Raw genomic sequence first — 3240 nt, 5'->3', positions numbered from 1 at the left:
TTGATTTGGTTGCCTTTCACTTGGCTTCCTTTAATGGCAGTATCCGCCGTGCTTTCAATTATGGTTTGGCTGTTTTGGCTACCTACTTGACTGGCTACCCATGCTTGGCTTTCGCCATTGCCATAGCCTTTTGCCACATTGCCGCCAGCGGTAATGCCTGCCGATACCCCGTTCCCAAATTGAATCGCCACCCCACATTAAATCCGCTGGATTGGTTTTTGCTGCGTTCCAAGTGGTTTTCATCTGCCGCTTCAATATTGATGTCGCCCTCCGCTTTTAAGTGGGTGCCGCCTAAGCCCGCAACATCTGACCCCGTAATAGAGAGGGTAGCGTCTTTGCCGGCACATTGGGTTTGAACCGATTTTTGTTTCCCATAAGCGAGGCGTACACCAACCGATCCACCAGTTGTTGAGCAATCTGCAACCGCATAGGCAACATTACTCAGGCTATCCACCGCATTCATCTCCTCAGTCCCTAAATTCACTGCCGCTATTACTTGCTTGGAAACCACTGAACACATCAAATAATTTGCCGAAAATCTCCTTATCCTTCAGTTTGTTTTTTACTCATTGCAGACACCTTTATCGGTTTTAGAGTTCTTTCTGCCGCACTCATTAAGATAAATGTATCCTTTTTTTTTCATACAGATTTCAAATTTATCATATATATATCTATCATTAGGATTGCCTCCTTTGTCTGAAAAGACTTGTCGTTGCCAAATATCTTTTATGTGCTTATCTCCAAAAGTTCCACCACAATCAACGACATCTTTCCAACGTTGTTCTACATTAGTTTTACCCAAACTATATGGTTTCTGATAGTGAGCCATAATAGGATATTTTTCACCAAAGCATTGAGTTGAAGTTAATCCATAAATACAGCCATTTTTCGGAGAGTAAATAAAGCAACCATTTAATAGGAATATAAAAAAAATTAATAATCAGTATTTTCATTTTTCTACCTCACACCAAATAAAATAAATCTAATTTCTAATGGTAAATCGTGGGGAACTGTAGTTGGTGTTACTCCTAAAACAGCGGCTTCAGAAGCTCGATCGAGCCAAAATGACTGACGTTCGGTTAAATTTCTATTCCCATTTCCTTGATCATCATAGAAAAATAATTGTCCCCCAACTAAATCATGCTGTCCCGCATAGATTTCTGTTAATTTATCCAAGAATGTTCCCAGTTTATATTTAATACCGAATATTTCGCTTTCCGTTGCTTGAAGGCTATCTATTGCACCAAATAATTTGCCAAAAATCTCCTTATCCTTCAGTTTATTCTTACTCATTGCAGATACTTTTATCTGTTGTAGATCCTTTTCTTCCGCAATCTTCTATAAATACATAACCCTTGCTTTTCATACAATTTTGAAATGCATGTATAACAGAGGGAATAAGTTTCCCATTTCTATCTATAGCTCCTTTTACTTCCACCCCAATATAATTTTTAGTAGGGCGATAGCCATCTCGTTCACCAACTTTCGCCAGTTTATAATTTGTTTCAACACGATAGCCATTACAGTTTTCAATGTCTATCCAACGCTGTCTAGTGTCAGTTTTACCCAAACTATTCGGCTTTTGATAATGAGCTATGGCGGGATAAGCTTCACCATTACAAATGGTCGTCATCCCGTGGTAACAGTCGTCTTTGAATGAATAGCAACCGCTAAGGAATAAAAGAAAAATCAATCTTTTCATATTATCTTACTCCAAACAGAAGAAATCTGACTTCTAACGGCAAAGCATGTGGTACTGTTGTCGGTGTAACAGCCAGAACTGCTGCGACAGAAAAACGATCAGCCCATTTTTCTTGATTTGGCGTAAAGTTACGGTTTCCATTTCCGTCTTTATCATAAAAAAGCCATTGTCCTCCGACTAGGTCATGTTGCCCCCCATAGGTTTCTACCAATTTATCCAAGAATGAACCCGATTTATATTTAATACCGAATATTTCGCCTCCCGTTGCTTGGAAGCCACCTGTCGCACCAAATAATTTACCAGAAACATTTCTATCCTCTAGTAACTTAGCAACTGTAGGATAAGTAGGATATATACCTGAATCGCCTTTATAAACAATATGTCCTTTTTCATTTGGCATAAGGTTTCCTCGTTCATCGGTTTCGCACCGTGAATTATCCGCTCCGCAAATAATACCGTAATTCATTCGTACGCCACCGAGCTTTATTCCGTCAAACGCACCTGAATTATGCCCCACATTACTATATAATTTTCCACCATCATTTATATCTTCAACAGGGGCTGCTAGCAGAGAATTATTAAGTGATTCCCGTCTGCTTTCCGTATCAAGCACGGAAATCAATGTGCTTGCAGACATCACTTTCGGAGCTCCAGCAACAAGCCCTGTTGCAAGATCTAAACCAGTACGAATATGTTCTAATGTGTAAATATCCTTAATCAGTTCATCGATTTTTGCTTTATATTGGTCTTTCTCCTCCACATTGGCATTATGGTAATCGGTAATTGCATCCCTCAGTTCTTTACGTTTCGGTTCTTGATAATAATCAATCACCTTGTCTTTTGCTTTTTGAGCATTATCCAAAAAGTCTTTGGTTACGCTCACTTGCGTTTGAATTTCTTTGAGTACTTTCTCCTTATCAAATTTATTTTCCAATTTCCCTGAACGGCGTTCTGCTGTATCTGTCGTAATATCAGTTTTGACTTCCGCTTTAATTTGTTCTGCGGTTTTGCCCGTTCTGTCAAGCTGCCCCTGTTCGTCTCGGATAGTAATATTTTTCGTATTAATCCCCGAGACGGTTTGGCTAGATTGGCTATCTTCATCCGAGCCAAACCCCACATTTAACCCTGTTTGTAAAGAAGCCCAGCCACTTGCCAGTTTGGCTTTGTTCGCATTACCGTCCGTTTCGGCTTTTGTCGTTTCTTCCCCATTTTGATTGATGTAGAGCTTCTCGCCTTTTTCATTCACCGCCTGCTTATTGCTTTGGGCTATGCCCGTTTTGCTGTTGCCAAACGGAGTGTCAAAGTTTGCAGCAACACTTCCGCTTATACCGAAACTGCTACCTTTGTAATTGGCGTGATTGTTTAGGTTGGTTGCATTGAGTGTCCCAGAACTAAAACTGTTTCGGTTTTCCGCTTCCGCTTTTTCTGTTGAAGTGATTAAACCGCCGGTGAGCTCCGTGTGTTTGGCGATGTTGATGTCGCAACCACCTTCATCCGCAAAAATTCCCGCCTGTGTTTTCACACTGGCATAATCCGAA

At 40.5% G+C, this 3240-nt stretch carries 4 protein-coding genes and 1 pseudogene; all 5 read right to left on the bottom strand.

Annotated features, from left to right (window positions below):
* Window positions 1-463: pseudogene (locus tag HMPREF1052_RS09780) on the bottom strand (hemagglutinin repeat-containing protein); the annotation flags it as partial.
* A gap of 99 nt (window positions 464-562) precedes the next feature.
* Window positions 563-829, bottom strand: coding sequence for a hypothetical protein (locus HMPREF1052_RS09775; protein ID WP_005761628.1), 267 nt, complete (start codon window positions 827-829; stop codon window positions 563-565).
* Window positions 830-957: 128 nt separating this feature from the next.
* Window positions 958-1293: a hypothetical protein gene (locus HMPREF1052_RS09770; RefSeq protein ID WP_005761625.1), complete on the bottom strand. Its 336-nt coding sequence runs from the start codon at window positions 1291-1293 to the stop codon at window positions 958-960.
* Window positions 1286-1702: a hypothetical protein gene (locus tag HMPREF1052_RS10975; RefSeq protein WP_050954459.1), complete on the bottom strand. Its 417-nt coding sequence runs from the start codon at window positions 1700-1702 to the stop codon at window positions 1286-1288. Before HMPREF1052_RS10975 ends, HMPREF1052_RS09770 begins: the two co-directional genes overlap by 8 nt.
* A gap of 1 nt (window position 1703) precedes the next feature.
* Window positions 1704-2948 carry a coiled-coil domain-containing protein gene (locus HMPREF1052_RS11550; protein WP_231284635.1) on the bottom strand — a complete coding sequence of 415 codons (1245 nt, stop codon included), beginning with the start codon at window positions 2946-2948 and terminating at the stop codon, window positions 1704-1706.
* Window positions 2949-3240: the final 292 nt, after the last annotated feature.

The sequence above is a fragment of the Pasteurella bettyae CCUG 2042 genome, assembly GCF_000262245.1.
In the GTDB taxonomy this organism is placed as follows: Bacteria; Pseudomonadota; Gammaproteobacteria; order Enterobacterales; family Pasteurellaceae; genus Basfia; species Basfia bettyae.
Note: the sequence above shows the minus strand (reverse complement) of the source record. Positions and strands in the feature narration are given on the sequence as shown.

What these genes read in the sequence shown, in the direction of transcription:
- HMPREF1052_RS09775 (WP_005761628.1), bottom strand. Translation starts at nt 829, where the DNA reads ATGGCTCACTATCAGAAACCATATAGTTTGGGTAAAACTAATGTAGAA.
- HMPREF1052_RS09770 (WP_005761625.1), bottom strand. Translation starts at nt 1,293, where the DNA reads ATGAGTAAGAATAAACTGAAGGATAAGGAGATTTTTGGCAAATTATTT.
- HMPREF1052_RS10975 (WP_050954459.1), bottom strand. Translation starts at nt 1,702, where the DNA reads ATGAAAAGATTGATTTTTCTTTTATTCCTTAGCGGTTGCTATTCATTC.